Annotated in this window: 22 protein-coding genes; 7 read left to right on the forward strand and 15 right to left on the reverse strand. The window is 40.7% G+C overall.

The window, feature by feature from the left end; genetic code table 11:
• The first annotated feature begins 11 nt into the window (after positions 1-11).
• The 5 genes from LLW17_RS06450 (at position 12) to miaA (ending at position 4,764) form a co-directional block, all read left to right on the forward strand.
• Positions 12-902 carry a 3-hydroxyacyl-CoA dehydrogenase family protein gene (locus LLW17_RS06450; protein ID WP_228229442.1) on the forward strand — a complete coding sequence of 297 codons (891 nt, stop codon included), beginning with the start codon at positions 12-14 and terminating at the stop codon, positions 900-902.
• A 67-nt stretch (positions 903-969) separates the two neighbouring features.
• Positions 970-1,629, forward strand: coding sequence for a YggS family pyridoxal phosphate-dependent enzyme (locus tag LLW17_RS06455; RefSeq protein ID WP_228229443.1), 660 nt, complete (start codon positions 970-972; stop codon positions 1,627-1,629).
• A 29-nt stretch (positions 1,630-1,658) separates the two neighbouring features.
• Complete coding sequence (locus tag LLW17_RS06460; protein ID WP_228229444.1) at positions 1,659-3,005, forward strand: exonuclease domain-containing protein; 1,347 nt, start codon at positions 1,659-1,661, stop codon at positions 3,003-3,005.
• A gap of 12 nt (positions 3,006-3,017) precedes the next feature.
• The gene (locus tag LLW17_RS06465; RefSeq protein ID WP_228229445.1) at positions 3,018-3,863 is read left to right on the forward strand and encodes an ion transporter; all 846 of its coding nucleotides are present in this window, start codon (positions 3,018-3,020) and stop codon (positions 3,861-3,863) included.
• Positions 3,856-4,764, forward strand: coding sequence for a tRNA (adenosine(37)-N6)-dimethylallyltransferase MiaA (gene miaA, locus LLW17_RS06470; RefSeq protein WP_228229446.1), 909 nt, complete (start codon positions 3,856-3,858; stop codon positions 4,762-4,764). Before LLW17_RS06465 ends, miaA begins: the two co-directional genes overlap by 8 nt.
• Positions 4,765-4,787: 23 nt before the next feature.
• On the opposite strand, the gene LLW17_RS06475 is transcribed toward miaA, so the two are convergent.
• From LLW17_RS06475 to LLW17_RS06535, 13 genes are all read right to left on the reverse strand, one after another.
• Positions 4,788-5,507, reverse strand: a complete 720-nt coding sequence (locus LLW17_RS06475) for a response regulator transcription factor (protein WP_099646622.1) — start codon at positions 5,505-5,507, stop codon at positions 4,788-4,790.
• Positions 5,508-5,511: 4 nt separating this feature from the next.
• Positions 5,512-7,083, reverse strand: coding sequence for a sensor histidine kinase (locus LLW17_RS06480; protein WP_228229447.1), 1,572 nt, complete (start codon positions 7,081-7,083; stop codon positions 5,512-5,514).
• 66 nt (positions 7,084-7,149) lie between these two features.
• Entirely contained in the window at positions 7,150-7,743 is a 594-nt protein-coding gene (coaE, locus tag LLW17_RS06485) for a dephospho-CoA kinase (RefSeq protein WP_228229448.1), read from the reverse strand.
• Positions 7,740-8,681, reverse strand: a complete 942-nt coding sequence (locus tag LLW17_RS06490; protein ID WP_228229449.1) for a CdaR family protein — start codon at positions 8,679-8,681, stop codon at positions 7,740-7,742. Before LLW17_RS06490 ends, coaE begins: the two co-directional genes overlap by 4 nt.
• A 23-nt stretch (positions 8,682-8,704) precedes the next feature.
• A complete protein-coding gene (locus tag LLW17_RS06495; protein WP_228229450.1) occupies positions 8,705-9,703 on the reverse strand; it encodes a glycosyltransferase family 2 protein in 999 nt (332 codons plus the stop codon).
• A 147-nt stretch (positions 9,704-9,850) separates the two neighbouring features.
• On the reverse strand, positions 9,851-10,675 hold the full coding sequence (locus LLW17_RS06500) for an enoyl-ACP reductase FabI (protein WP_228229451.1): 825 nt from the start codon (positions 10,673-10,675) through the stop codon (positions 9,851-9,853).
• Between the two features lie 38 nt (positions 10,676-10,713).
• Complete coding sequence (recN, locus tag LLW17_RS06505; RefSeq protein ID WP_228229452.1) at positions 10,714-12,366, reverse strand: DNA repair protein RecN; 1,653 nt, start codon at positions 12,364-12,366, stop codon at positions 10,714-10,716.
• 255 nt (positions 12,367-12,621) lie between these two features.
• The gene (gene porD / locus LLW17_RS06510; RefSeq protein WP_228229453.1) at positions 12,622-13,503 is read right to left on the reverse strand and encodes a type IX secretion system protein PorD; all 882 of its coding nucleotides are present in this window, start codon (positions 13,501-13,503) and stop codon (positions 12,622-12,624) included.
• Positions 13,496-14,707: a bifunctional phosphopantothenoylcysteine decarboxylase/phosphopantothenate--cysteine ligase CoaBC gene (gene coaBC, locus LLW17_RS06515; RefSeq protein ID WP_228229454.1), complete on the reverse strand. Its 1,212-nt coding sequence runs from the start codon at positions 14,705-14,707 to the stop codon at positions 13,496-13,498. Before coaBC ends, porD begins: the two co-directional genes overlap by 8 nt.
• A gap of 2 nt (positions 14,708-14,709) precedes the next feature.
• Positions 14,710-15,033, reverse strand: coding sequence for a DNA-directed RNA polymerase subunit omega (locus tag LLW17_RS06520; protein ID WP_228229455.1), 324 nt, complete (start codon positions 15,031-15,033; stop codon positions 14,710-14,712).
• 19 nt (positions 15,034-15,052) lie between these two features.
• The gene (locus tag LLW17_RS06525) at positions 15,053-15,844 is read right to left on the reverse strand and encodes an outer membrane protein assembly factor BamD (protein WP_228229456.1); all 792 of its coding nucleotides are present in this window, start codon (positions 15,842-15,844) and stop codon (positions 15,053-15,055) included.
• Positions 15,845-15,895: 51 nt separating this feature from the next.
• On the reverse strand, positions 15,896-16,777 hold the full coding sequence (dapA, locus tag LLW17_RS06530; RefSeq protein WP_228229457.1) for a 4-hydroxy-tetrahydrodipicolinate synthase: 882 nt from the start codon (positions 16,775-16,777) through the stop codon (positions 15,896-15,898).
• A 1-nt stretch (position 16,778) separates the two neighbouring features.
• The gene (locus LLW17_RS06535) at positions 16,779-17,294 is read right to left on the reverse strand and encodes a DUF6913 domain-containing protein (protein WP_228229458.1); all 516 of its coding nucleotides are present in this window, start codon (positions 17,292-17,294) and stop codon (positions 16,779-16,781) included.
• 73 nt (positions 17,295-17,367) lie between these two features.
• Between LLW17_RS06535 and LLW17_RS06540 the strand changes: the two genes are divergently transcribed.
• Positions 17,368-18,117 (forward strand): 5'-nucleotidase C-terminal domain-containing protein, encoded by a 750-nt coding sequence (locus LLW17_RS06540; protein WP_228229459.1) that lies wholly within the window; start codon positions 17,368-17,370, stop codon positions 18,115-18,117.
• Between the two features lie 2 nt (positions 18,118-18,119).
• Positions 18,120-19,031 carry a bifunctional metallophosphatase/5'-nucleotidase gene (locus LLW17_RS06545; RefSeq protein ID WP_228229460.1) on the forward strand — a complete coding sequence of 304 codons (912 nt, stop codon included), beginning with the start codon at positions 18,120-18,122 and terminating at the stop codon, positions 19,029-19,031.
• 1 nt (position 19,032) lies between these two features.
• Here LLW17_RS06545 and LLW17_RS06550 read toward each other — a convergent pair whose 3' ends face one another.
• Both LLW17_RS06550 and LLW17_RS06555 read right to left on the reverse strand, forming a co-directional pair.
• Entirely contained in the window at positions 19,033-19,722 is a 690-nt protein-coding gene (locus LLW17_RS06550) for a hypothetical protein (protein WP_228229461.1), read from the reverse strand.
• Positions 19,723-19,829: 107 nt separating this feature from the next.
• On the reverse strand, positions 19,830-20,519 hold the full coding sequence (locus LLW17_RS06555; RefSeq protein ID WP_228229462.1) for a hypothetical protein: 690 nt from the start codon (positions 20,517-20,519) through the stop codon (positions 19,830-19,832).
• Positions 20,520-20,547: the final 28 nt, after the last annotated feature.

A 20,547-nucleotide genomic window follows, 5' to 3' on the forward strand; every position in this document is an offset into this window, starting at 1 on the left:
TAACCATTTTTATGAAAAATATTGCTGTAATAGGTGCCGGAACCATGGGTAATGGAATTGCTCATACTTTCGCCCAAAATGGATTTAAAGTAAATCTTATAGACATTGCGGATGCCGCGCTAAAAAAAGGAATTGAAACCATCACCAAAAATCTGGATAGACAGGTTGCTAAAGAAATCCTTACCGATGCACAAAAAAATGAAACCCTTCTCAATATCAAACCGGTAACTGATTTAAAGGAGGGTGTTTCGGAAGCTGATTTGGTTGTTGAAGCGGCCAGTGAAAATCTTACTATTAAACTGGATATTTTCAAAAAGCTCGACGCGTTCTGTAAACCATCAACCATCTTGGCAACCAATACTTCATCGATCTCCATAACTCAGATTGCTGCCGTTACCAAACGCGCCGATCAGGTTATTGGGATGCATTTTATGAATCCGGTTCCTGTAATGAAACTGGTCGAGATCATAAGCGGCTATTCTACCTCAAAAACCACCCTCAATCATATAATCAAATTATCGGAGCAATTGGGCAAAACACCCGTTCCGGTTAATGATTACCCGGGCTTTGTGGCTAACCGTATTTTAATGCCTATGCTCAATGAGGCTATTGAAACGCTTTATAATGGTGTTGCCGGAGTTAAGGAGATTGATACTGTTATGAAACTGGGTATGGCTCATCCTATGGGACCGCTGCAACTGGCCGATTTTATTGGGCTTGATGTATGTCATGCCATACTAGAGGTCATGTATGAAGGCTTTAAAAACCCAAAATATGCCCCCTGCCCGCTTTTGGTTAATATGGTACGTGCCGGAAAATTAGGCGTAAAATCGGTAGAAGGTTTCTACGATTACAGCGAAAGCCGCAAAGCGGAACAGGTTTCATCTCAATTTAGCCGATAACGTCCTGTTTAGACTTGGCATATTGCTTAACTTTGTACAGCTTTCTCTAAAATAGTTATTCATACCTATGGCCTCAATTACTGAAAATCTCAGTGCATTTAAAAAAGCAATTCCCGATTATGTTGATCTGGTTGCCGTTTCAAAAACTAAACCTGTAGCAGATTTGCAGGAAGCTTATGATGCCGGGCAGCGTATTTTTGGCGAAAATAAGATCCAGGAAATGACCGATAAATGGGAAGTGCTCCCCAAGGACATTCGCTGGCACATGATAGGTCACGTACAAACGAATAAAGTCAAGTATATGGCACCTTATGTAAGTCTTATTCATAGTGCAGACCGGCTTAAACTTTTTAAGGAGGTAAATAAGGAGGCCGAAAAAAACGACCGTGTTATCGACGTCCTGCTTCAGGTAAAAATTGCAGAAGAAGACAGTAAATTTGGGATGGATCCTGAAGAGGCAAAAAAACTTTTATCCGGAGATCAACTGAATAAATACCCTAATGTACGCGTTGTAGGTCTAATGGGTATGGCTTCTTTTGTAGATGATGAGGCTCAAATAAAGCGTGAGTTTTCACAACTTGAAAAAATTTACAATACCTTTAAAGAATCCCGGGGCTTTAGTGTGCTTTCTATGGGAATGAGCGGTGATTATCGCCTGGCATTAGAGCACGGAAGCACTATGATACGAATAGGTAGCTCCATTTTTGGAGCCCGCAATTACGATTAAGCTGTAAAAAGTAGGATTTAAAGCTGTTTATGTACGCAATACTCGATCTCGAAACCACAGGAGGCAAATACAATGAAGAAGGCATTACCGAGATTGCTATCTATAAATTTGACGGGCACGAGATCGTAGATCAGTTTATTAGCCTGGTAAATCCCGAACGCCCCATTCAGGCTTTTGTAGTGGGCCTTACCGGGATCAATAACCAGATGCTGCGCAATGCCCCCAAGTTTTATGAAGTTGCCAAAAGGGTTATTGAGATCACTACAGACTGTATCATCGTGGCGCATAACGCACAGTTTGATTATCGCATCCTTCAGCTCGAGTTTGATCGTTTGGGTTATGACTATCAGCGTAAAAGTCTTTGCACGGTAGAACTCGCTCAGGAGCTCTTGCCCGACCAACAAAGCTACAGCCTGGGAAAACTGGCCCGTAACCTTGGGATTCCGGTTACAGACCGGCATCGTGCAAATGGAGACGCTCTGGCAACTGTAAAACTTTTTAAAATCCTGCTGGCCAAAGACACCCAGAAAAAAATAATTCAGGAGTCTGTAAAACTCAATCCCAAAAAACAGCTTGACACCAAATTGCGGGACTTAATTGAAGAAATCCCCAGCCAGACCGGAGTCTATTATATGCATAATGCCAATGGCCGCGTAATTTATATCGGTAAAAGCCGAAATATGAAAAAGCAGGTCAATCAACATTTTACGAGCGATAATCAGAAATCAAAACGCATTCAGAACGAGGTGGAAGCCCTGAGTTACGATGAGACGGGAAGCGAACTCGTTGCTTTACTCAAAGAACATGAAGAGGTTAAAAAGATAAAGCCTCACCACAACAGAGGTGCAAGGCGTGCTAAGTTTAAAGCCCAGCTGGCCAGCTTTTACGATGAACAGGGTTATCTCAATTTACAGGTTGAAAAAGCTGACCGCACCAAAGCCTGTATCACTACCTTCTCGACTATACCTTCGGGTCTGGCGTATCTGGGGCGTATGGCTGAGCAATATGAGCTGTCTCCAGACAAAATAGGTTTAAAAGATGTAGATGAGAATTCTAGCTGTACAGATTCACCGGAAGTTTATAATGCAAAAGTTCAGGACTTTATAAATGCACACACGTTAGTAGGTAAAAACCAGATCATAATTGACCGCGGGCCCTCACGGGATGAGCGGAGTGCTATTTTAATCGAAAACGGTAGCTTTAGAGGCCTTGGCTATTACAACCTCAATCATCAGATTACCAATCTTGATATTCTGGAACGCATCATAACCGCTATGAAAGATTCTCAGGACGCCAGACATATCATTCAAAGCTATCTGCGCAACCGTAAGGTCATTAAGATTATTGAGCTTCAGGAATTGAATAACCCGGACTAATCCCATTTTAAGTTGATTGAATCTGCAAAACATACCTGGCGCTCCAAACTTCATGAAATTATTTATGAAGCCGACACACCTGCAGGAAAAGCTTTTGATGTCGTATTGCTCATTCTCATTTTCCTGAGTGTTGTTTTGGTAATGCTTGAAAGCGTTTCCAATCTCCAGATTGAATATGGAAAATACTTTTACATTGGAGAATGGATCATTACCATTTTCTTCACTATCGAATATATTTTGCGGGTTATTTCGATAAGAAAACCTTCGGCATACATTTTTAGCTTTTACGGTCTTATCGATTTTATTTCTACCATTCCGCTTTATTTATCTTTCTTTATTGTGGGTACTAATGCCTTGCTGACCATTCGGGCATTGCGATTGCTAAGGGTATTTAGAATTTTAAAAGTCACCCGTTATATTGGTGAAGGAAACAAACTTGCCAAAGCCCTTAAAGACAGCAGACCAAAAATTTTGGTATTCCTCTTTGCCGTAATGATTCTTTCAGTAATCGCAGGTACACTGATGTACATCGTAGAAGGTCCGGAACATGGTTTTAAAAGTATCCCGGTAAGTGTATATTGGTGTATTGTAACGTTAACGACGGTAGGATTTGGGGATATCGCCCCAGTAACCGCTTTGGGCCAATTTATAGCAACCGTAATCATGATTATGGGGTATGGAATCATTGCGGTACCTACAGGTATTGTGAGTGCAGAAATGGCTAAAGGCGAAAATTCTGAACCCGATTCAAAAAAACTGCACTTAAACACACAGGTTTGCCACAACTGCGGCGCCCGTAAGCATCAGGATCAGGCCAAATATTGCCACAACTGCGGAAACATTCTGCATTATGACTAAAATCTTACTCGCCGTAGTAGGCCCCACGGGAATAGGCAAAACCGCTTTAGGCATAAAGCTTGCCAGAAAATTTAATACCGAAATACTTTCGGCAGATTCCAGACAATTTTTTAAAGAAATGAATATAGGTACGGCAGTACCATCACCTGAAGAATTGAATGCCGCCACGCATCATTTTATTCAGCATATATCAATTTCTGACGAATACAATGTAGGATTATTTGAAAAAGATGCACTTGCTAAACTGGATGAACTTTTTAGAAACAACACTTATGCGGTTATGGTTGGTGGCTCCGGATTGTATGTTGATGCTGTTGTAAATGGCCTGGATTCATTTCCTGATGTTGACGAAAATGTCAGAACACTTTTAAAATCAAGGCTTCGAACAGAAGGAATAGAAAGCTTGCAGAATGAGTTAAAAATGCTGGACCCATATCAGTTTGACATTATGGATGTCAACAATCCGCAAAGACTTATAAGAGCTCTTGAAATAAGTATAGGTACAGGAAAACCCTATTCGTCATTTACCGCAAAGAAGCGGGTTAAACGACCTTTTCAAACGCTTAAAATCGGACTCACGGCAGAACGAAAAATCATCTACGACCGCATTAATAAACGTGTAGATCTTATGATTACAAATGGCCTGGTTGAAGAAGCCAGAGCCCTATATTCTAAAAAGCATCTCAATGCCTTACAGACTGTAGGTTACCGGGAGTTATTTACCTACTTTAACGGTGATTGTGATTTAGAAACCGCAATTGCGGAAATCAAAAAAAATACACGCCGGTTTGCCAAACGGCAACTAACCTGGTATCGCAGGGATGACTCTATACTTTGGTTTGAGTACACAACTCCTGTTGAAGAAATTACCAGGGCAATAGAAAAAAAAGTGTCTCTGTAGCAGAGACACTTTTTCTTTTACCACTATTTCTTTTCTTCTTCATTTTTAACCACAAGGCGGAAACCTTCACCGTGAATATTAAGTATTTCTACAGAATCATCACGCTTCAGATACTTACGTAATTTGGCGATATACACATCCATACTTCTGGAAGTAAAGTAGTTGTCATCACGCCAGATCTTAGTAAGAGCAAGCTCTCTGGGCATCAAATCATTTTCGTGCAGGGCCAAAAGGCGCAGCAGTTCGTTTTCCTTTGGAGAAAGTTTATTAGGTTCCTCATCTTTATAGGTAAGGAAACGCAATTTTGAATTCAGGAAGAAATTACCTATCTGAAACTCAAACTGTTTGCTGTCTGCAACAGAATCTGTCGCTTTGCGCATCATGATTGCTTTGATTTTCATCAACAAAACCTCACTATCAAAAGGCTTGTTCAAATAATCATCTGCACCTACTTTATAGCCTTTAAGCACATCTTCTTTCATCGCTTTTGCGGTTAAGAAAATAATAGGCACATCTTCGTTCTTCTCCCGTATTTCTTTAGCTAAAGTAAAGCCATCTTTATAAGGCATCATTACGTCAAGAATGCAAAGATCAAAATCGTCTTTCTTAAATTTCTCAAAGCCTTCCATTCCGTTTTTTGCGTGCGTGACGTCGTAATCGTTCATAGAAAGATAGTCTTTAAGGACTGTTCCAAAATTTGGATCATCTTCTACGAGTAAGATTTTTTTGTTTTCTGTTTCCATGTGTTTAAGATATTAGTGGTAATTTAATTATAAAGGTGCTGCCCTTTCCTTTCTCGCTCTGTACCCAGATTTGACCTGCGTGGTCCTCTACAATACGTTTTGCATACGAAAGACCAAGACCATGACCTTTTACGTTGTGAATATCGCCGGTGTGTTCGCGATAAAATTTGTCAAATATTTTCTTCTGAACCTGCTTGCTCATCCCGTCTCCCTGATCTTTTATCTTAACCAGAATAAAATTCTTCAGGTTTTCGGTATAGATATCGATCTTAGGAGGCTCTGACGAGTATTTTACTGCATTATCGAGAATGTTAACCAATACATTGGTGAAGTGTGACTCATTTGCAAGTACCGATGATTTTACAGCTCCTAAATGCTGTTTTACATAGCCCTCGCGGTCTTCAACCAATAATTCGATGTGTGTTACAGCATCTTCAATAAGGTCGTGTAGTTTAACACGCTCTTTTTTGATATCAAGTTCATTTTTCTCCAGTTTCGAAATACGCAATACATTCTCAACCTGTGCGTGCATACGCTTATTCTCCTCACGAATCATACCCATATACCGGTTAAGCATTTCTGGGTTGCCCGATATTTTAGGATTGCGTATCGCATCGAGCGCAAGATTTATCGTGGCGATAGGCGTCTTAAACTCGTGCGTCATATTGTTGATAAAATCAGTCTTGATCTGTGAGATCTGGCGCTGCTTTACCAGCTGCTGTAAGGCACTGCTGTAGGCAATAACAATAATTAAGGTAAAAAGTATACTCAATCCTCCCATTCCTACTACCGATGACACCACATACTTTTTCTCCCCGGGAAAATTAGCTACTAACTGGTAATCACTGTTGCCTTCACTGTCTGAAAAGAGGGGCACGCTAAAGTTCTGCTCCGGAGATTCGATATCAAAATCATCTGAGCGTACATTGGTAACCAGATTATTGCTGTAGATGGCAAATGCAAAACGCGTATCCATATCCCGTTCTGCGAGTTCCATCGTCAACAAACGCGTAATCTCTTCTTCAGAAACCCTTTTGTGTATGGGTATCTTCCGTGTGATGTACATCACTGCCTGCTCGATATTAAAACGCTCAATATCACTTAAATCTGACATTCTGTTTAGAATAGTCGTACGATTAACATCGGTTTTATCGATATCGTTTTTATCAATAATCTGCGTGTATTGGCGCTGCAAATAGCGCTTAAAGCGTATGCTGTCTACTTCATAATCCAGCACCGGGGCACTGAGCTTGTAATTTTGCTCAACAATGCTGTTTCTAAAAATCTGAGATTCGTTTGTAAGACTGTCTTCTGTTTTATAAACCAAATCATACAAACTAATATCATCGGGAACACCCAGACTATCACGTATGCGCAAAATAGGATTATACCAGGTATTTACTTCTTTAATTTGAATCTCGCGGGAAACTTCTTTCAAAACCTGTTTGGCGTTAAAAGCAAACTGACCGCGCTTGGCTTCGATGCTGTTTGAAATCCAGTAGCCCTGAACGAAAATGATACCTATGAGCGACAGGCTCATAAGCACAACCAACAAGACAAATAGATTTTTATTCATAGGCCCAAATGTATAATTTTAACATTTAAGGCTTTGGTGGTTTAACCAAATGTTAACAAGAACAACCTATGTATTTATGCGGCCTCCCAGTAGTTTGTAATGAATAATTTCGGCCTGCTTCCTGCTATCCTGAAGCGCTATGTTCTCAATCACAAAATCTGCAAGCGGAATCTTTCGATCATCACTCCACTGCTTACTCATTCTTTCTTTTACCGCTTCGGCAGAAGTACCATCCCGTTCTACCACCCGGGCAATACGTAAATCTTCGGGAGCTGTGACCAAAATAACAGCATCACAATCTGCAGCATTTCCATTTTCAAAAAGAATGGCAGCTTCTTTTAAAACATAAGGAGCCTCTTGCTCCTGAACCCAGGATTTAAAATGCCTGCCTACAGCCGGGTGTACTATCGCGTTTAAAGCATTAAGCAAATCGGTGTCTTTAAAAACACGTGAGGCGACAAATCCCCTGTCGAGTGTATCGCCTTTATAGGCCTGCTCTCCCAGGAGTTGGATTATTTTTTTCTTTAGTTGTGGAGTATGCATCAATGCTTTTGCTTCTGCATCAGCATAATATACCGGGATCCCAAACCGCTCTTGAAAATAACGCGCGATCGTCGTTTTACCACTGCCTATGCCTCCCGTTATACCTACTATTTTCATTTGATAAGCAGGTATTGAACTGTACTTTCACTCAGACGGATATCACGCACAAAATCCGGCGCCTGAGCAATTTGAGGAGTTAATGAGGTAGACACGCTGTCTGTTTCCTTAAAATCGACCACAATTCTAAAATCTGAAGATTTTACCTGTTCGTAATTGGAAAGGTTTACATTAAAAATAACGTTGATGCGCTTAGGAAATACTTTTGCCGAGATCCCGGCAGGCACATTTATAAGTTGAAGCGGTACAGTTACCGAACCTTCCGTAAATTTATCGACTTCTAACCTGTAGGCTACCTGATTGGGAATCAACTCGACCAATGGAATTTTTTTAGAAAGATTCACCGGTAAATTCCCTTCCTGATTTGCCCTGATCTCATCCAGTTTAATCTGTGTAACCACCCGGGCGATGGTATCCAGTTCGGTCTTAGGACCGCGCACCAAAACACTATCAGGGTCTAAAACTAATCCTTCCATACTCCCGTAACCTGCTGCAAAAGTGATCTCTTCCCTAATTTCTATGGGTACGCGTTTTTCAAAATTTCGGTCTAAATCAAAGAAAACCGTATCCGGCTTAAACGCAGTGATCGTACTACCGCTCAAACTGCCTTTTAACGCATCGTTTTCATTATTGAAAACATAAAAGTAACGGTCCTTTTTACGGGATAATGCTGAAAGATCAATGGGGAAATCCTGCGAAAAAAAACGGTATTTAAAATAATCATAACCGCTGGCCTTGCCGGTCACTTTTACATTCTTTGCAGAAGTAGACTTTAAAATAAGATCTTCTGAAAGATTTTCGAACCGAAGCGGAATGGTAACCGAAAACGTAAAGTTTCTGTTGAGTTTAATCATTACCGAAATAGTCGCAGTTACCAGCAAAATGGTAATAAAAACCCGAAGGTTCGCTTTTCTGTTTTTGGCATTTCGGTTTGACATAAGAGTAGTATAGCGTTGTAAACTTAGTCAAAAAATAAGTGGGGGAAGCTTTGCCTCGCATCCTTTTTAAGGAGTCTGATTTTGATAAAAGACTCTAAAAAACCCAACCCATAACCTGTAAACTGCACAAAAACAGCCACTACAGCAAGTAATCCCAGATATACACTTCGTGTCACCAGCGTAGCGTGAATAAGGATGAGCATAAGATAGCTCAGCATAAGATATATGGGTGCCAAAAATCCCATAACGGCAACTACAAGACTTGCGATAACTCCAAATAAAAACACGGAAGGAAACCAAAACGTGATGCGCGCTGTTTCCGGATGCCAGCTTGTAAGTATGGGTCTCAACAGACCAAACTTACGTACCTGATTATAAAATTTGGACCACGAGATACGCCTTTTATGGTATACGAAAGCATTAACCAGAAGCTTTGACCGGTAACCCAATTTCCAGAGTCGTATAGATAAATCAGGATCTTCCCCGGGATGAATGTCTCCAAAACCTCCCGAAGCTTCAAAAGCAGCTTTGGAAATTCCCATATTAAAACTTCGGGGTTCAAATTTACCGGCTGCAGATTTTTTTCCCCTTATTCCTCCTGTGGTGAGAAGTGAAGTCATGCTGTAGTTGATAGCCTGTTGTAAGGGTGTAAAATCATCCCGTGCAGCATCGGGCCCTCCGTAAAAATCGCAATAGTCTTCAGAAAGTCTTTTATTTACCTCACTAAGGAATTGATGTGGGATAACGCAATCACTGTCAAAAATGATAAAGTAGTTGCCTTTTGCGTTGCGCATGCCAAAATTACGCGAGTCACCGGGACCGGAATTTGCTTTGTAGAAATAGGAAATGTCCAAATCAGGAAAGCCTTCAACTACTTGTTCAGAGGTATCAGTCGAACCGTCCTCAACCAAAACCACTTCAAAAGGCTGCCTGTAGTCCTGCAAAACGAGACTTTGCAACAATTCGCGCACCTCGTCGGGACGATTATAGACCGGTATGATTATCGAAAAAAATAAGCTCATAGGTATTTCTAGTCTGCTAAAGTACGGTAATATGTTCTCTTTAAATATGCTAAAGCGCCCTGCGACACAGCGCTTAGCCTAAATTAATTCATGAAAAATGCCCGAAAACACAAAGGTTTCGGGCATTATACTAGTATTCAATGTGTTTTATTTATCCTGCTTCTCTACGAAAGCTTCCATCACCGCATCGCTTACGCCCATATTGCTAAATCCACCATCGTGGAAAAGGTTTTGAAGCGTAACTTTTTTAGTAAGATCTGAAAACAGCGAAATGGTATAGTCTGCACAATCCTGTGCGGTTGCGTTGCCTAACGGACTCATTTTTTCGGCATAGGCTATAAAACCGTCAAAACCTTTAACCCCCTGGCCGGCAGTGGTAGGAGTTGGTGATTGTGAAATGGTGTTTACACGCACTTTTTTATCACGGCCAAAGAAATACCCGAAGCTTCGTGCAATGCTCTCCAAATAAGCTTTGTTATCTGCCATATCGTTATAATCCGGGAATACGCGCTGCGCTGCCATATAGGTAAGGGCAACAATACTACCCCACTCATTCATCGCATCTTGCTTGTATAAAACCTGCATAGTCTTGTGAAAAGACATCGCGCTTACATCTGTTCCTTTTTGAGTCCAGTCGTAATTCTGATCGGTATAGTGCTTGCCTTTGCGCACGTTGATAGACATCCCGATACTGTGAAGTACAAAATCAAGCTTTCCGCCCAATTCTTCTACTGCTCCGGCTACCAGTTTCTCCAAATCCTCTACAGATGTTGCGTCTGCAGGAATAATTTTGGAACCTGTTTTTTCGGCCAGTTTATTTATTGATCCCATTCGCATAGCGATGGGAGCATTGGTAAGAACAAAGGTACCCCCTTCTTCGTGAACACGTTCTGCGGTTTTCCAGGCAATAGAATTTTCATCTAATGCCCCAAAAATAATACCTCGTTTTCCCTTAAGTAAATTATAAGACATAATAGTTGTTTAATTTAAGTGGTCAAATATACATTTTATTAATCAAGAAGTTGTCTTGCGTGCTCAAAAGCCGACTCAGAAGTAGCCTTGCCCCCCAGCATTTCTGCCAACTCTGCAATACGCTCTTCTTTGGTCAAAGCCCGTATGGCCGTTGTTGTTTTTTGATCTTTATCTTCTTTATAAACCTTAAAATGCGAAGCACCCTGCCCTGCTATCTGAGGCAGATGCGTGATACTTAGCAATTGCATACGCGAACCCATAGCCTTCATAATACGACCCATTTTTAAAGCCACCTCGCCACTGACCCCGGTATCAATTTCATCAAAAATTAAGGTTGGTAAATTGGCATAATCGCTTAAAACAGATTTGATCGCCAGCATAATTCGCGAAAGTTCTCCGCCTGAGGCCGCTTTCTTCAATTCCTGCGCCCGCATACCCTTATTTGCAGTAAACAGAAAATGCAACTCATCTTTACCATTCTCCAGGAATGCCGTGCTATCGGTGAGACTTACCTCAAAACGCGCATTAGGCATACCTAAATCAATCAGAATTAAACGAAGGCGCTCGGTAAGGGCCGGCAAAATTGCCTTACGCTGTGACGTAAGTTTTTTAGCCAGTTCTTCAAGATCTAACCTGGCCTGAGCAATTTCGCGTTCAAGCCTTAAAATATCGGCATCAAGATTATTTAGAGATTGTACCTCTTCATCAAGTTGCTCCCGAATGTTGATTAACTCCTCAACCGTATCGACCTGATGTTTCTTTTGTAAGTCAAAAATCAGCTTTAAGCGGTTTTCCACTTTAGCAAGTTCTTCAGGATCGCTTTCGGTATCTGAAGCCAGATCATTTATAGTCTCTGCAATATCTTCCAGCTCTATATGTGCAGCCTCCAGCCTGCTGCTGAGCTCACTAAACTGATTCCCGAAACCGGCAAGTTTTGATAGTTTTACCTTAACCGCCAGCAACAGATCATTAACTCCCAGCTCTTCCTGGCCGAGGGTTTGGTAAGCTTCTGCCAGAGATTCGGTTATGACTTCGACATTATTTAAAGTTTCAAAAGAAGATTCAAGACTTTCCTGCTCGCCCGTCTTTAAATTTGCTGCAAGCAATTCTTCGAGCAAATAGGACTTATATTCTTCTTCTTTTTGGGCTTCCTCTTTGAGTTTACGCAGTTTTTTGAGGTCCTGCTCTTTTTTTCGATAAGACTTAAATAAAAGTTTGTAAGCCGAAAGGATTTCTGCATTTTCAGCAAAGGCATCAATCACCTGAAACTGAAAGTCCAGACCCGTCACCTCAAGCGTCTGGTGCTGGCTGTGAATATCTACCAGTCTTTCGCCCAAAGCACTTAATTGCTGCAGGGTTACCGGAGTATCATTTACAAATGCCCTGCTCTTCCCGCTGGGTAAAATCTCACGGCGAACAATAGTAGTAGACTCGTAATCCAGATCTTCCTGTTCAAAAAGCTTTTTGAGATCATACGATTGAATATTGAAATGCGCCTCGATTACGCACTTATCTTCCGGATTACCAATACTGCTTAAATCGGCACGCTTTCCTAAAATTAAACCCAAAGCGCCCAGCAATATAGACTTACCGGCTCCCGTTTCACCGGTAATTACCGTAAAGCCCTCTGTAAACTGAAGCTGTACTTCTTCAATTAAGGCGTAATTTTTTATGTGTAGTTGACTTAACAATGTATTTATTTGGCTTTTTTGTATGAAAAAACTCCAGTTATGGCAAATGCCAGACCCGATCCCGCTAGTATTCCTCCCAAAAAACCCATGAGGTCACCTGAAGAAAAATTTAAAATTAATATGCCTGAAACCAACGATACTATTCCCAGAAGACGGACTTTATTCATCATAATCAATACTAAATTAAACAAGATCTACGCAAGCTAAAGATACTCTTGAACATTCCAAAAATAAGCGGATAGTTTTATTCTTTTATTATTTAATCTGTTGCCAGTAGGTAGATTTTGTAGGCGCCACTTTATTAAGTACTGAAACCAGATTACTTATATTTACCTGCGGCCCTCCCGAAAAAATAGCAGCAATTTCTTCTGCCTTTGAGTCAAAAAATACCCGTGTCAGAAAATTATTGGGACGGCTGTTATAGAGCTGGTTAAAAAGCGCAAGGCTTACCGCAATAGATTGTTTGGCCTCCCGTTCGCTTTGGGCCATATAGTCAAGGCCGTTACGGTGATAGGCATACATGGCATCAAAAAACTCTCTGAAATTGGGAGAGAGTAAATCCTGATTAAGACGATAGCGCGACTGGGTTCCGCTTTGAGCAGACCAGCCATCACTTACCTGTTGTTGTGCCGTATTTATAATCTGCTTGGCCTCTTCAAAATAAGGTTCTCCGGCTCCCAATTCGTATGATGCCGCATCAAGACCTATAATGGTGTAGGCATAAAAAGCCAAAACCGAAATAAGATTGGAATCAAACGTATTTGCATTGTAATTGAGTGGTTGAAACTCGGTATACTGAAAATTGAACTGCCGGTCGTTAAAGTTTAAAATCGGTGTGTTGTAGGTACTGTTATAAACCGGGCGGGACGATTGTACCTGAATTGTTGCTGTAAAAAAATCTGAATTGATGTTAGATACAATGATAGCCAGGCTGCAATCTATTTTTTCCTGCTGTTTCATATTGAGATCTGTCCAGCTGGTTTTATTCATAAACTCTGTAATCTCTGATTGCAGGGTTCTAAATACCTGCAGATTGCTTTGACCCGTTTGCTCTGCGTTGATACTTACCGTGCAATTGAGTTCCTGAGCTTGCAGGCTCCAGGTAAGGATCGAAAGAATAAAGAGCAGTTTACGCATACCGTTTTTGTTGTATTAATTGAAACAGGTCCTGAGCAACCGCTTCTTTAGGCTTCAGTTCCTGCGGAAGGATCTCACCTTCACGGGTGATGAAAGTTACTTTATTTGTTTCGGTTTTAAAACCTGCTCCGGTGTCGTTTAGCGAATTGAGTACTATGAGGTCCAGATTCTTGCGTGACAGCTTTCCTTTTGCATTTTCAATCTCATTTTCAGTCTCAAGGGCAAAACCCACCAGAAACTGATTTTGCTTGTGCTCTCCCATATATTTTAAAATATCGGGAGTAGGCTCGAGATTGATTTGAAGCGACGCAGCCTGTTTCTTGATTTTTTGATCAGCAACGGCTGAAGGGCGATAATCTGCTACGGCAGCTGCTGCAATGGCAATATCTGTATCCGGATATTGAGACTTAACGACCTGAAACATCTCCTCCGCAGAAGTAACATCAATACGTTCAACGCTTTTATGTGTCAATTTTAAATGCGTGGGACCGCAAACCAATACCACCGAAGCACCCAGAGATGCCGCTGTTTCAGCTATTGCAAAACCCATTTTCCCACTGCTGTGATTACCAATAAAACGCACCGGATCTATGGCTTCGTATGTAGGCCCCGCGGTAATCAGGACCTTTTTCCCGCGCAACGGAAGCTTTCCTGCAATATCTTCCTCAATAAATGCGACAATGTCCTCGGGCTCTGCCATTCTTCCTTTGCCCTCAAGACCGCTAGCGAGCTCTCCGCTTGTAGCGGGAATCATAACGTTTCCGTACGAAATAAGTTTTTCAAAAGACTGAGAAGTGCTGGGATGCCTGTACATATCCAAATCCATCGCAGGAGCAAAATATACAGGACATTTCGCAGATAAATACGTGGCCAGCAAAAGGTTGTCTGAAGCCCCTGACGCCATCTTAGACAGGGTGTTAGCCGTAGCAGGTGCAATAACAAAGAAATCGGCCCAAAGGCCGAGTTCTACGTGATTATTCCAAACGGCATTTTCATCTTCTTCGTTTGTGAAAAAAGAAAGTACCGGGTTTTTAGATAAGGTTGAAAGGGTAAGCGGGGTAACAAACTCTTTGGCATCTGGTGTCATCACCACACGCACTTCTGCTCCGGCTTTAATAAAGCCTCTAACCAAAAAAGCCGCTTTATAAGCAGCTATCCCGGCGGTTACTCCAAGTAAAACTTTTTTACCGCTTAAAACAGACATGACTACTGTTTTGTAGTCGTGTCGCGGTAGTAGATTTTATCTTCTAACCACTCCTGTACTGCCATTGCGTGAGGCTTTGGCAAACGCTCGTAGTATTTAGATACTTCAATCTGCTCCTTGTTCTCAAAAATTTCTTCAAGGCTATCGCTATAGGTAGCAAACTCATCAAGCTTCTCTAAAAGTTCACGCTTGATTTCGGTGTTGATTTGGGTCGCACGTTTAGCAATGATTGAGATGGCCTCATAAATGTTTCCGGTAGGAGCATCAATCTCACTTCTGTTGAAGGTAACGGTATTTACGGGTGCATCAAGGTTTTTAACGTCCATGGTATTCGCTTTAAATTTATTAGGAATAATTTTCTAAAATAGCATCAATATCTTCTCGTAATGCATCGGCTTGTTCACGGTATTCTCCTTCCGGAAAGTAACGTATTAAAGTTTCATACATTTCAATAGCTTCATTTAATCGCGGTTTTACGAGTACATTTATACTTTTTGAACCGTATTGATACTGAGAATCAAATTTATAAAACAATGCGGCTTCCCGAAAGGGTGAACCGGGATAATCTGATAAAAAGTCGTCGAAGGCAGCAATTGCAGTAGGATAATCCATAATCTTATGCCATCCTTTGGCAATTTCGTAGGACTTCTTCTGCAATTTTACACTCAACTCCTGAATGCGATCACTGGCATCATCGGCATATTCAGACTCAGGATATGCGGTGATAAACAGCTGTAACTGGTCAAGACCTTTCTCGGTCTCGCTCTGGTCGAGCTGGTAATTTGGTGACAGAGCAGCATAACTCATCGCTGCCTTGTACTGCGCCTCTTCAGCCTTCTGAGAATCGGGATAGGAAGATACAAAACGATCAAACTGGTATCCGGACAGGTAATAATCTCCTACCTGATACAACGCATCTGCATTGAGGAACATAATACGTTCGGCCTGTGGCTTACCGCGATAGGATGGAACAATTTGATCCCAAAGTTTAAGGGATTTGCGGTATTTCCCAATATCATATAGCGAATCAGCAAAAGCATACTTCGCTCCCATATCTTCAGATTTTAAAATCTTTTGATATTCACTACAGGAGGCCAGTGTTAACACTGCTAAAACTACCGGGATTGTCTTCTTCATTAAGCTTAAAAACATCGTGCAAAAATAGGTTTTTTCTAAGGATTACAAAACTTAAAGACCGTTGTCTTGAAGGTATGTTGCAATATCCTGTTTTAAAGCTTCAGTCGCAGCCATCAAAGGGAGTCGCACCACATCTTTACAAAGCCCTTTGTGTGCCAGTAAAGCCTTGATTCCTGAAGGGTTGCCTTCAGCAAAAATTAAATCTGTAGCACGCATTAATTTATAATGTTTGGCATAAGCCGTTTCAAAGTTCCCGCTTAAACCTTCACGCATCATACTTGAGAAAATCTCAGGTAAGCCCTGCCCAAGGACCGATATGACGCCTTCTCCCCCAACACTAACGGTAGGTAACGCAATCATATCGTCTCCCGAAAGGACCAAAAATCCTTCGGGACGGTCTTTTATAAGGCGCATCATCTGGGTAATATCACCCATGGCTTCTTTTACGCCTATAATATTTGATTCGGTATTAGCCAGTTTAATAACCGTTTCAGGCAACACGTTGCTACCCGTTCTACCCGGAACATTGTAAAGGATGACAGGCAACTTTGAAGCTTTTGCAACCTGTGTATAATGCGCAAAAATACCTGCCTGAGATGGGCGGTTATAGTATGGAGAAACCGAAAGAACAGCACTAAAGGCTGAAACATCCTTCTTCTTCAAAGACTCTGTAAGCGCGGCGGTGTTATTCCCTCCTGCCCCTAAAACCAGGGGTAAGCGACCGGCATTAACTTCAACGGCTTTTTTGATTACCAACTGTTGCTCTTCGGCATTTAATGTGGCATTTTCGGCTGTAGTGCCCAAAATCACCAAATATTCGGTGCCACCTTCAATATTATACTCGATGATTTTAGCCAGAGCATCAAAATCAACTGAATAATCGTCATTAAATGGTGTTATCAATGCAACACCTGTTCCTTTTAACTCGTGCATGCTAATCTATGCGGTTTACAATTTTCAAATATTTAATAACCTCAGCTTTAAAAACTTCGGGTTGATCAGGACGTGTCTGTATGCTCAAATCCTGAAAACAGTCTGAAGCCTCTTGCTGAAATCCGACCTTAAAAGCTGCCTGGGAGCTGGCTTTTAAAAAGTCCAAAAATACATTTTCTCTTTGGTAATAACTGATTAAGAATCTAAAAGGTTTTGCACTAAAATCACTAAGATTTACAGTTTTGACAGCGCCCCAAAGGCTAAAATCAGAATTCGAGAAACACAGTACTTCAGCGGTATGACTATTCTGCTTATTTTTAGAATATGCCAAAATCTCTACCGCAGCCTCTGCAGACAGAGCGCTTGCCAATTTTTTTAGAAATTCAAAATCAGAAAACTCATCTGCATTAACCAGAATCCCTATTCGCTCTTCGAATGCAGCTACCCTCTTCTGAGAATCAGTATTACGAAGAATTTCGAGCTTTCTTTTAATGAAATTCTGTCTGCTTAAATACAAAACATCTACTTTTGTTAGGCGACAAATGTACTTAATTCTACCACACTACAAATCCCCTAAAAAATTCTTACGTATGCATAAAAAGTTTTTCCTGCTGAGTGCACTTTTTGCTCTTATTGCCTGTAAACAATCACAGGTTACGCTTAAGGCTATAGAAGGGACTCAACTTGCAATTACAGACAGCCTTGCTCAAGATCAGGAAGTTCTTGATTACATAGCTCCTTATCAAAAACACATTAGCGAAGAAATGAGTGCAGTGCTGGCTTATGCCCCACAAAGCCATTCAAAAACCGAAGGCCCCTACAACACCGCCATCGGAAATATGATGGCAGATGCGGTTTACGAATTAAGCAACCCCATTTTTAAAAAGCGTACCGGCAATGCCATAGACGGTGTTCTTCTTAACCACGGCGGGATCAGATCTACGCTAAATGCAGGCGAGGTTACCATGCGCACCGCTTACGACATCATGCCTTTTGAAAACAGCATTATTGTTGTCGAGCTCACAGCAGACAAAGTGCGCGACATGTTTACCTACCTTAAAAGCGGAAAGGCTCATCCCATCGCCAATATGCAACTTGTTTTGACTGAAGACGATTCTATTGTGAAGGCAACTGTAAATGGCAAACCTGTTGAGGACGGACAAACCTATTTTATTGCCACTAATGACTACCTGAGACAGGGCGGAGACGGAATGGTGTTTTTTGCAGATCCGGTAAGCGAAACCGTTCTTGATTACAAGGTTCGCTCGGTCCTGATCGATTATTTTAAAGAAAAAGATACCATTGCACCGGTACGCGACAACCGTTTTATAAAGGAATAATTATGGAAAGAAGATCGTTTTTAAAACAAACCTCAATAGCTACAGCTGCATTTTCGGTATTACCGGCTTTTGAAACTTTTGGTGCTAAGGCTGAAACTAAAAAAATCACTATCCTGCATACCAACGACGTGCACAGCCACATCGAACCTTTTCCGGCAACTGATGCCTCTTTTGCCAATCAGGGTGGTGCAGCACGAAGACTGAGCCTGATAAACCGTATACGACAGGAAAATCCTAATGTACTCCTGCTCGACGCCGGTGATATTTTTCAGGGAACACCTTATTTCAATTTTTATGGAGGCGAATTGGAATTTAAACTCATGAGTATGATGGGTTATGACGCAGCAACTATTGGTAATCACGACTTTGACAACGGAGTTGATGGCCTGGCGAAACAAATGCCGAATGCTTCCTTTAAAATGATCAGTTCCAATTATGACTTTTCAAATACAATTATGGAAGGTCTCACAAAACCCTATGAGATTTTTATTAAAGACGGAATAAAAATCGGCGTCTTTGGTTTAGGCATTCAGCTTAAAGGGCTTGTTACCGAAGCTTTATCTAAAGAAACTCAATATCTCGATCCATTAGAAATCGCTCAGGATATGACGCGCAAACTTAAACACGAGGAAAAATGCGATCTGGTCATTTGCCTTTCACATCTGGGGTATGAATACCGTTTTGATAAAATTTCTGACGTAAAACTTGCCCAAAATACACAGGATATCGATTTAATTATAGGAGGTCATACGCATACGTTTCTCCCCAAACCTGTGGTTTTACAAAACAAAGCGGGTCGTGATGTACTGGTAAATCAGGTAGGATGGGCCGGCATTAATCTGGGAAGAATTGATTTCGAATTTACAAGCTCAAAATCAGCTAAAACCGCTTCATCTGCCGTGATACGCGTCTAACCTAGTAATAATCGCGTTCATCTGAACGCACTTTAATAATCTTCACAAAATAAGAGCTTACAGCCGTTTTATGTACGCAAATTGCAACGTTTAGCGTAGCCAGCATTAAACTTATATGTATACTATAATAATATAGAAAGCCCAGGATGCATTCTACAAGTAAGGACGCCGCTATGATGTACAGGTGTATGTTATAAGGATGTCGGTTACGTAAAGGAATCACGGTACATATAATTGTAAATATCCAAAGAAGCGAAGCTCCAATTATAAAAAGCACTTTGTTGGGTACATAGTGGTAAAATACCAAAATCAGATGCCCAATTAGGTAAGTGCAGAAAATCACCCCCAGAATTGGCTCGATGAGGATATTATTTTTCATTTCCTGAGGTTTTATCTTTAAAACCGGAACAAATGTGATCAACATCATAGCCGTAGCTATAATGAAGTAAAAAATAACCTCGTTGAAATGGGCGTTAAGATCTTTTAGAAAATAAATTTCAGCAATTAACGCAGAAACCTGAAAAATCAAAAACACCAGATTGTGCTTTTTGGTAGATGCGTAGTAGTATAAGTAAAAAAATAAAACATATACAGGTTTTACGTAAAAGCCCAGAAAAAGATCAACATTAGAAACAATTATAAACAAAAGGCTGCTTGCTAATGCGAGATACCAATATTTTGTGGAACCCATAAACTAACGCTGTTTCAAAGCGAAAAATAACACCTATTATCGATATATCAAACTAATTAATAAGCTAATGATTTTTACTTGTAAGAAGTATCTCACTTCAAGATTATTCATAAAAAATCATCTGATGTACTGAGAATTTGATCTTTTCTAATTAAAAAAACGGCAATAACCCATTTTAAAATAAGCATACTCATCATCGAAAGAGTAAGTATCAATATGTGATCCCATAAAAATGTGTGGATAAACATCGTTGGAGCCATAATGGCCATAGAGCCACCCATTATAAAAAGTAATGAATTCTGTGGATGTCTGTTTTTAATTGGAATAATCGTACAAAAGAAAATCCAGCTCAGGAGGGCGGCAAAACCAATGAAAAAAACCGTGTAATTGGGTATTTTAGCAAAAATCATTACAAGAAGCTCCCAAAAAATTAAAAGCATCCCCAGCACCCCTAAAAGCGGGCCAAGCAAAATATCTAATTCAAACTTTAGAGAGGCATTTCGCATCAGCGGCCAAAGGTGATAAATCATAGTTAAAGTCGCCAGCGTATAACAACTCAAAACCAGTTCGAAATAATACTTAAAATCAATCAAAAAGAATACTTCATTAATAAGCTCACACCCAAAGAAAAGAAGTAAAAAATAATTATGCTTGTGAACATTAAGGAAATAGAATAGATAAATCAGGATAACACCCAGAGGGTGCAGGTAAAAGTAACTCTGCGAATTATAGGCAAGCAAAACTATCTCGAGAATACCCAAAATTAAATAAACATACAAAAGTAATTTACCGCGCATCCCAGTGGTTGAATTCGATTCTAAGCTT

Source organism: Leeuwenhoekiella parthenopeia (genome assembly GCF_020782115.1).
Classification (GTDB): domain Bacteria; phylum Bacteroidota; class Bacteroidia; order Flavobacteriales; family Flavobacteriaceae; genus Leeuwenhoekiella; species Leeuwenhoekiella parthenopeia.

Excerpts from the sequence above, each read along its gene's own strand:
- LLW17_RS06450 (WP_228229442.1), top strand. The coding sequence starts at position 12 with ATGAAAAATATTGCTGTAATAGGTGCCGGAACCATGGGTAATGGAATT.
- LLW17_RS06455 (WP_228229443.1), top strand. The coding sequence starts at position 970 with ATGGCCTCAATTACTGAAAATCTCAGTGCATTTAAAAAAGCAATTCCC.
- LLW17_RS06460 (WP_228229444.1), top strand. The coding sequence starts at position 1,659 with ATGTACGCAATACTCGATCTCGAAACCACAGGAGGCAAATACAATGAA.
- miaA (WP_228229446.1), top strand. The coding sequence starts at position 3,856 with ATGACTAAAATCTTACTCGCCGTAGTAGGCCCCACGGGAATAGGCAAA.
- LLW17_RS06475 (WP_099646622.1), bottom strand. The coding sequence starts at position 5,507 with ATGGAAACAGAAAACAAAAAAATCTTACTCGTAGAAGATGATCCAAAT.
- LLW17_RS06480 (WP_228229447.1), bottom strand. The coding sequence starts at position 7,083 with ATGAATAAAAATCTATTTGTCTTGTTGGTTGTGCTTATGAGCCTGTCG.
- coaE (WP_228229448.1), bottom strand. The coding sequence starts at position 7,743 with ATGAAAATAGTAGGTATAACGGGAGGCATAGGCAGTGGTAAAACGACG.
- LLW17_RS06490 (WP_228229449.1), bottom strand. The coding sequence starts at position 8,681 with ATGTCAAACCGAAATGCCAAAAACAGAAAAGCGAACCTTCGGGTTTTT.
- LLW17_RS06495 (WP_228229450.1), bottom strand. The coding sequence starts at position 9,703 with ATGAGCTTATTTTTTTCGATAATCATACCGGTCTATAATCGTCCCGAC.
- LLW17_RS06500 (WP_228229451.1), bottom strand. The coding sequence starts at position 10,675 with ATGTCTTATAATTTACTTAAGGGAAAACGAGGTATTATTTTTGGGGCA.
- porD (WP_228229453.1), bottom strand. The coding sequence starts at position 13,503 with ATGCGTAAACTGCTCTTTATTCTTTCGATCCTTACCTGGAGCCTGCAA.
- coaBC (WP_228229454.1), bottom strand. The coding sequence starts at position 14,707 with ATGTCTGTTTTAAGCGGTAAAAAAGTTTTACTTGGAGTAACCGCCGGG.
- LLW17_RS06520 (WP_228229455.1), bottom strand. The coding sequence starts at position 15,033 with ATGGACGTTAAAAACCTTGATGCACCCGTAAATACCGTTACCTTCAAC.
- LLW17_RS06525 (WP_228229456.1), bottom strand. The coding sequence starts at position 15,844 with ATGAAGAAGACAATCCCGGTAGTTTTAGCAGTGTTAACACTGGCCTCC.
- dapA (WP_228229457.1), bottom strand. The coding sequence starts at position 16,777 with ATGCACGAGTTAAAAGGAACAGGTGTTGCATTGATAACACCATTTAAT.
- LLW17_RS06540 (WP_228229459.1), top strand. The coding sequence starts at position 17,368 with ATGCATAAAAAGTTTTTCCTGCTGAGTGCACTTTTTGCTCTTATTGCC.
- LLW17_RS06545 (WP_228229460.1), top strand. The coding sequence starts at position 18,120 with ATGGAAAGAAGATCGTTTTTAAAACAAACCTCAATAGCTACAGCTGCA.
- LLW17_RS06550 (WP_228229461.1), bottom strand. The coding sequence starts at position 19,722 with ATGGGTTCCACAAAATATTGGTATCTCGCATTAGCAAGCAGCCTTTTG.
- LLW17_RS06555 (WP_228229462.1), bottom strand. The coding sequence starts at position 20,519 with ATGCGCGGTAAATTACTTTTGTATGTTTATTTAATTTTGGGTATTCTC.